This is a genomic window from Castellaniella denitrificans (assembly GCF_027214045.1).
In the GTDB taxonomy this organism is placed as follows: domain Bacteria; phylum Pseudomonadota; class Gammaproteobacteria; order Burkholderiales; family Burkholderiaceae_B; genus Castellaniella; species Castellaniella denitrificans_A.
Window position 1 is genome coordinate 1 of the sequence record NZ_JAPWHE010000022.1, and the last position, 2,568, is coordinate 2,568.

General features: G+C 62.9%; 3 protein-coding genes. All 3 read left to right on the top strand.

Features of this window, described 5'->3' with window-relative positions; genetic code table 11:
• The first annotated feature begins 89 nt into the window (after positions 1-89).
• The 3 genes from tnpA (at position 90) to tnpC (ending at position 2,547) form a co-directional block, all read left to right on the top strand.
• A complete protein-coding gene (tnpA, locus tag O4H32_RS14855; protein ID WP_269360395.1) occupies positions 90-458 on the top strand; it encodes an IS66 family insertion sequence element accessory protein TnpA in 369 nt (122 codons plus the stop codon).
• Positions 458-814, top strand: coding sequence for an IS66 family insertion sequence element accessory protein TnpB (gene tnpB / locus O4H32_RS14860; protein WP_269360396.1), 357 nt, complete (start codon positions 458-460; stop codon positions 812-814). Before tnpA ends, tnpB begins: the two co-directional genes overlap by 1 nt.
• 206 nt (positions 815-1,020) lie before the next feature.
• Positions 1,021-2,547, top strand: a complete 1,527-nt coding sequence (gene tnpC, locus O4H32_RS14865) for an IS66 family transposase (protein ID WP_407932669.1) — start codon at positions 1,021-1,023, stop codon at positions 2,545-2,547.
• Positions 2,548-2,568 lie beyond the last annotated feature (21 nt).

Consider the following 2,568-nt stretch of genomic DNA (forward strand, 5'->3'; position numbering starts at 1 on the left):
CACCGTAAACGCTCCATTTTTCCCATGATTGTTCGCGCCCGCTCTGTGGGGCATCGTATCGGTTCTGCAAGCAAACAGGAGAACCGAGGATGTCGACGAGTCGAGGACCAGGGCAGGCCTGGTGGGAAATGCACCTTGACGCGATAGCGCGCGAGGGCATTGGCGCCACGGCCTACGCGCAGCGTGAGGGGTTGCCGGTCTCAAGCCTGTATTATTGGCGCCGGCGCCTCAAAGCCCTGGAGCGGAAGGCTCAGGTGCCCGTCAAGGCGGTGGCTGCGCCGGTTGCGCGCCAGTTTGTGCCGGTCAGCGTGGGTCCGCTCGCCGCTGTCGATCACCCTGTCGCGGCGGATCGCCATGTACTGGTGCTGGGCGCTGGCCTGCGTCTGGAGCTGCCCGGCTTGCCCAGCCCGCAGTGGCTGGCGCAGGTGCGTCAGGCGCTGACTGAGCAGGTGCATTGATGCACCCGGGAGTGGCGATTGGGCAGGTCTATTTGTGCTGCGTGCCGGTGGACTTTCGCAAGCAGATCGACGGGCTGGCCGCGCTGGTGCAAAGCGAGCTGGAACTGGATGTCTTCGGCGATACGTTATTCGTGTTCGTGAATCGCCAGCGCAACCGCATCAAGATTCTGTATTGGCATCGCAACGGCTTTTGCCTTTGGCAGAAGCGGCTGGAGAAAGAGCGCTTTGCCTGGCCCGCGCCAGGCGCGCAAGCGACCGTGACACTCACCCCCAAAGAGTTGGAGTGGCTGTTGGAAGGGTTTGATTTATGGGCGAATTATCCTCATAAAACACTGAAATATCAGTCAGTTATGTGATAATTCTGGTATAATTATGCATGTCTGATCGCCCTGCAGCCACCCCATCCTTCCCCCCTGAGCTCAGCCCCGAAATCGGCGCTGTGCCGACCTCGGTTGAAGCCTTCCAGGCGGCATTGAAAGCCGAGCGCGAAAAGACGCTGGCCGAGTTACGGGCCACGCTGCAGGCGCAGAACGAAACCCACCTTCACGCCTTGCGTTCGGCGATGCAATCCGAGTTCGAGAGGAAACTGCAAGAAGGGATTGCCGCCGGCGTCGCCACAGGGGTCGCCGAGGCGGTGCAACGCATCCTTGAGCAATGGCGCTTGGCCCGGCATCAGGTGTTCGGCCCCAGTAGCGAGTCGCACCAGGGCGAGCTGTTTAACGAAGTGGAAGCCTTGGCCGAGCAGGCCGCTGATCTCGAAGACGCACACGAGGGCGCGCCCGCGCACAACACGCCTCGCCCCAAGCGCGGTCATCGCCGCGCTTTGCCGCCCGAGCTGCCCCGCGTCGAGTTCCTGGTCGATGTCCCCGAAGCAGAACGCCAATGCGCCTGCGGCACCCCCATGGTGCGTATCGGCGAAGACGTGAGTGAACAGCTGGACATCGTGCCGATGCAAATCCGCGCGATCCGCACGGTGCGCCCGCGCTACGCCTGCCCCAAGGGCGATCAGGCACCGGTACAGCAGCCGGCACCGGCGCAGGTCCTGCCGCGCAGCAACTTCAGCGCCGGGTTCCTGGCGATGATGGCGGTGGTGAAGTATGTCGACGGCCTGCCTCTGGCGCGCTTCGAGAAGGTGATGGCCCGCCACCAGGTGGACGTCCCACGCCAGAGCATGACGCGGGCCATGATCAGGCTCGCCCAGGCCTTGCAGCCGCTGCACAATCTGGCCCGCGACACCTTGCTGGATGCGCCCGTCATCCACATGGATGAAACCACGGTTCAAGTGTTGAAAGAACCAGGGCGAAGTCCGACCTCTAAAAGTTATATGTGGGTGCAGCGCGGCGGGCCGCCGGGGCGCACGGTGGTGTTGTTTGATTACGAGGCGAGCCGTTCGGGGCAGATACCGGTACGCCTGCTCGAAGGCTGGCAGGGTTACCTGATGACCGACGGGTACGAAGGCTACGCGCCGGTGGCGCGCCTGCCCGGTGTGGAGCACCTGGCGTGCGCAGCCCATGCTCGGCGCAAGTTCGTCGAAGCCAAACGGGTCAGCCCCAAAGGCAAGAGTGCCCGCGCAGACCACGCGCTGGATCTGTTCGCCCGGCTGTATCGTATCGAGGCCAAGCTGAAAACAGCGAGCGATGCGCAGCGCTTCGAGGCGCGCCAGACCCACAGCCTGCCGATCCTGCAAAAGCTGCGTGCATGGTTGGATGAAACCCTGCCGGGGGTCACGCCCAGGAGCAAGCTGGGCGAAGCGTTGGGATATCTGCACAAGGTCTGGCCGCGCCTGATCCGCTATACCGAGTGCGGCGATTTGCCCATCGATAACAACCCCGCAGAAAACGCCATCAGGCCGTTTGTGATTGGCAGAAAAGCGTGGCTTTTTGCGGATACCCCGGCGGGTGCACACGCCAGCGCGGTACTGTATTCGCTGCTGGAAACGGCCAAGGCCAACGGGCGCGAGCCCTATGCGTGGCTGCGCTTTGTGCTGGAACACCTGCCGATGGCCCAAACAGTGGACGAAATCGAGGCGCTGTTGCCGTGGAATACTCATGACCAAGATTTAGCCATGAATCTCGCCGCCTGGGAATAATGGGGGAGATGCACCGCTTAC

Coding starts and splice junctions, on each gene's coding strand:
- tnpA (WP_269360395.1), top strand. CDS start 90: ATGTCGACGAGTCGAGGACCAGGGCAGGCCTGGTGGGAAATGCACCTT.
- tnpB (WP_269360396.1), top strand. CDS start 458: ATGCACCCGGGAGTGGCGATTGGGCAGGTCTATTTGTGCTGCGTGCCG.
- tnpC (WP_407932669.1), top strand. CDS start 1,021: ATGCAATCCGAGTTCGAGAGGAAACTGCAAGAAGGGATTGCCGCCGGC.